Source organism: Flavobacterium sp. UBA4854, from assembly GCF_002399805.1.
Taxonomy (GTDB): domain Bacteria; phylum Bacteroidota; class Bacteroidia; order Flavobacteriales; family Flavobacteriaceae; genus Flavobacterium; species Flavobacterium ginsengisoli.
Map to the genome: position 1 here is coordinate 6,370 of NZ_DHEI01000109.1, position 3,206 is coordinate 9,575.

Genomic DNA, 3,206 nt, shown 5'->3' on the forward strand with positions numbered 1-3,206 from the left:
GTAGTAGTTCTTTTTGATTGGCGTATATCTACATCTTTTTGTCCGTGATACACTTTCATAGAAGTAAGATTGATGATTGTTTTATCTTCTTTATCACAATCATTACAATCGCCAATTATAATTTTTGTCCCTTTGCTTTTATTTGAATTTTCTGTATCAATTTTTCCATCAACTCTATCTTGAACTAATTGGCTTAATTTATTTTCTTCGATAGCAACATTTGTTTCAATAGCAGCGGCACGAACTTTTGCTCTATTTAATTTAAGTTCTTCTCCTTTTTCTTTAGAAATTATTCCTTTTGAAACTTGATTATCTAATGAATCTACTTCTATTTTTAAAGCTTTCTTTTCATCATCTGTTATTTTTGTAATTTGATCAGCAATTGCTTTTGCCCTTACTTCAAATGAAATTTCTTTAGGATCTCTTCCTTTATTTTCTCCAGTTTCTGGAACAGTATTTTCTACCACTTCAAGCTTTACATCTTTAAACCAAATTTGGCCAGTTCCATCTAATAAAACTCCATAAGAAATTGATGTTGCATCCTTTGGCACAAATAAAACAACTTCATATTTTGTCCAATTAGTTGAACCTTTTATAGGTCTGTTCTGCATATTATCAAAAGCAAGTACACGAGCAGAATAATAATCGATACGCATCCAAAGTCCAGCCCATGAATTTACATTTTCTGTCTTTACATAAGCAGTCATTTTAAGCGTTTTATCCTGATATAAATTAGATTTTATGGTTTTCGTAAGACTCCCAAAACCTTTTATTTTGCTTTGAACTGATTTTATTGTAAAGATATTTTGATCTGCGGATTCCGGATTTTTTTCAAAATTCATTTCATATTTTACAGGTTCGTGCTGCCAATAAGTCCAGTCTAAAACTTTTTTATAACTGCCACTCTCTTGTGCTGATAATTTAGTTGCCAAAGCAACTATCATCATTATAATTAATATGATTTTTTGCATAATTTTCGTTTTTTGATTGATGATTGATGATTCTTTATTTATTCTTCGTAATTTCTATTTGCTATAGCACTTTTTACAGCTTTCAAATTTTTATTAAATTTATCTAGCGCAGACTCTCTATAAGATTGATTTAATTCTGTTTCGGCATTTAAAAGCAAATCGTTAGGATTTACTGTAACCGCTTTTCTGTTTTTTCTAATTATTTCGTCAGTAGTTTTTGTTTCGACTTTACCATTAACTTCTGCCAATAATTGTTCTGCCGAAATGTATTTGCTTTTATTTTCAGATTGGTGATTCTTATTTTCAAAAGAATTAACTGTTGCACTATCTCCTTTTAAATCATTCTTAGTTGAAGGCTCTACTTTACTTGCAAGTTGTTCTGAATTCTTGTTTTGATTACGAATTTCAACAACAGCTTGGGCATGTTTCATTATTCGTTTCGGATTATGGTTATTAATATTTATAACCTCATCTTTATTTACTCCTACTACATTTAAAGTGTCTTTATTTATTTTTTGTTCTAAAACTATTGGTGTATTCTTAATTTGTACAGTTTCGGAACGATTAAAATAAATTGTGCCGATCAATAAAAACCCTACAAAACTTGCCGCGATATAAAGCCATTTTTTTCTTGAATCTTGCAGTGAGCGAAGTCGAACTGTAGGTTTCTTTTCTTCTGTCACGCTCAACATCGCATCCAATCGATCCCAAGCTTTATTGCTTGGTTCTATTTCTCGTTGATTTAGCTTTTCACGGAAATCCTTTTCAAAATTATTCGGTTCCATTATCTTGTTTTTTTAAAATAGTAATTTGTGTTTGCAGCATTTTTCTAGCGTGCGATAATTGCGATTTCGATGTTCCTTCATTAATTCCTAACATCTTGGCAATTTCATTGTGTTTGTAACCTTCAATTGCATATAAATTGAAAACCATTTTATACCCGTCTGGCAAAGCATCAATTAAATACTGAATCTGTTCTACGGTAAATTGGCTGTCAATTTCATTAAAGCTTTCTTCTACAAAAAACTCATCTTCAGCAAATTTTACTTTTTTCTGAACTCTTAAATAAGAAATACATTCGTTTACCATAATTCGGCGGATCCAACCTTCAAAACTTCCCTTATGCTCAAAGTTTTTCAAATTTGTAAACACTTTCATGAAAGCCGTTATCATTACATCTTCTGCTAATTGAATGTCTTTTATATATTGACGGCATACACTTAACATTTTCGAAGAATACTTACCATAAATCTGCTGCTGAGCCTGACGATTGTTCTCGACAGCCAGCTTTATGATTTTGGTTTCTTCTTGATGCAATGGTATAATTTTCATTAATAAGCTTTTGGTTTTGGTTTTAGAAATAGACTTCTATTAGCATAGACGATTGTCGATTTGAAATGGTTGCATGAAGTATAAAAAATTTTCAAAAAAATAAATTCCAAAAACAAGATTGGGTAATTGGCTCTTATTAATGTAAACTTAAGTAACTTCTCGCATAAGACATACTAATCTCTAAGCATTCTTAAATGCATTGAGAATTTCCTTAAACGTTATTAAAATCAAGTTTTTTTAATTAATACTTATTTACGTATTAATCTATTATATTTACTTTCGAAAAATTTACCAAAAACAAACCTAAAACCAATTAAATGAAAGACAAATTTTACTCAATTCTAGTTCTTTTTATTGCCGTTTTTTGCTGTAAAAACTGCTCTACTGAATACATTAAAGGCGGAGACAACAAAGCAATCTCTAATTATGAAAAAATGCTTTTTGACAATTCAACAATCCAAGCGGAATTATATGATGAATATAAAGAGACTACGATTAAAATTGCTGGCATACCAATGAAGACTTACAAATTTAGGTATCATTTTGATTTGAATGGGAACACTTATGAAGGAGAACATACTTTTGATGTTGACCTTCCAAAATCAAACAAATTGACTGTTTATTATCTTAAAGGTGACCCAGATTTTAACCTTGCAAATCCAAAATCAGAATTAGCTAAGGAAAAAGAAAAAAACTCTTCTAATAGCAGCTTATATTGGGCAATTGGCTGGGGAATATTTAGCTTGATGGCATTATTTGGCGTTATCAATGAATTTAAGAAAAAACCAGAATCTGAAACAGAAATTGAAACAGCAGAGTAAAATTTGCTTCATTATAAACAAAAACCTCTTTTAAAAATTTTAAAAGAGGTTTTTGTTTATCTTATATTTAAAGTCAATTTTT

Annotated in this window: 3 protein-coding genes and 1 pseudogene; 1 reads left to right on the forward strand and 3 read right to left on the reverse strand. The window is 29.9% G+C overall.

Annotated features, from left to right (window positions below; genetic code table 11):
- From B3J44_RS16270 to B3J44_RS16280, 3 genes and pseudogenes are all read right to left on the reverse strand, one after another.
- Positions 1-971: pseudogene (locus B3J44_RS16270) on the reverse strand (hypothetical protein); the annotation flags it as partial.
- A 38-nt stretch (positions 972-1,009) separates the two neighbouring features.
- Positions 1,010-1,756 carry a hypothetical protein gene (locus B3J44_RS16275; RefSeq protein ID WP_286969689.1) on the reverse strand — a complete coding sequence of 249 codons (747 nt, stop codon included), beginning with the start codon at positions 1,754-1,756 and terminating at the stop codon, positions 1,010-1,012.
- Positions 1,743-2,303, reverse strand: coding sequence for an RNA polymerase sigma factor (locus B3J44_RS16280; RefSeq protein WP_111422758.1), 561 nt, complete (start codon positions 2,301-2,303; stop codon positions 1,743-1,745). The genes B3J44_RS16275 and B3J44_RS16280 overlap by 14 nt, the downstream gene beginning before the upstream one ends.
- A 317-nt stretch (positions 2,304-2,620) precedes the next feature.
- Between B3J44_RS16280 and B3J44_RS16285 the strand changes: the two genes are divergently transcribed.
- Positions 2,621-3,124 (forward strand): hypothetical protein, encoded by a 504-nt coding sequence (locus B3J44_RS16285; RefSeq protein ID WP_286969690.1) that lies wholly within the window; start codon positions 2,621-2,623, stop codon positions 3,122-3,124.
- Positions 3,125-3,206 lie beyond the last annotated feature (82 nt).

Bases quoted from the DNA above. Each gene is read 5' to 3' on its own strand.
- B3J44_RS16280 (WP_111422758.1), bottom strand. From the start codon at position 2,303: ATGAAAATTATACCATTGCATCAAGAAGAAACCAAAATCATAAAGCTG.
- B3J44_RS16285 (WP_286969690.1), top strand. From the start codon at position 2,621: ATGAAAGACAAATTTTACTCAATTCTAGTTCTTTTTATTGCCGTTTTT.
- B3J44_RS16275 (WP_286969689.1), bottom strand. From the start codon at position 1,756: ATGGAACCGAATAATTTTGAAAAGGATTTCCGTGAAAAGCTAAATCAA.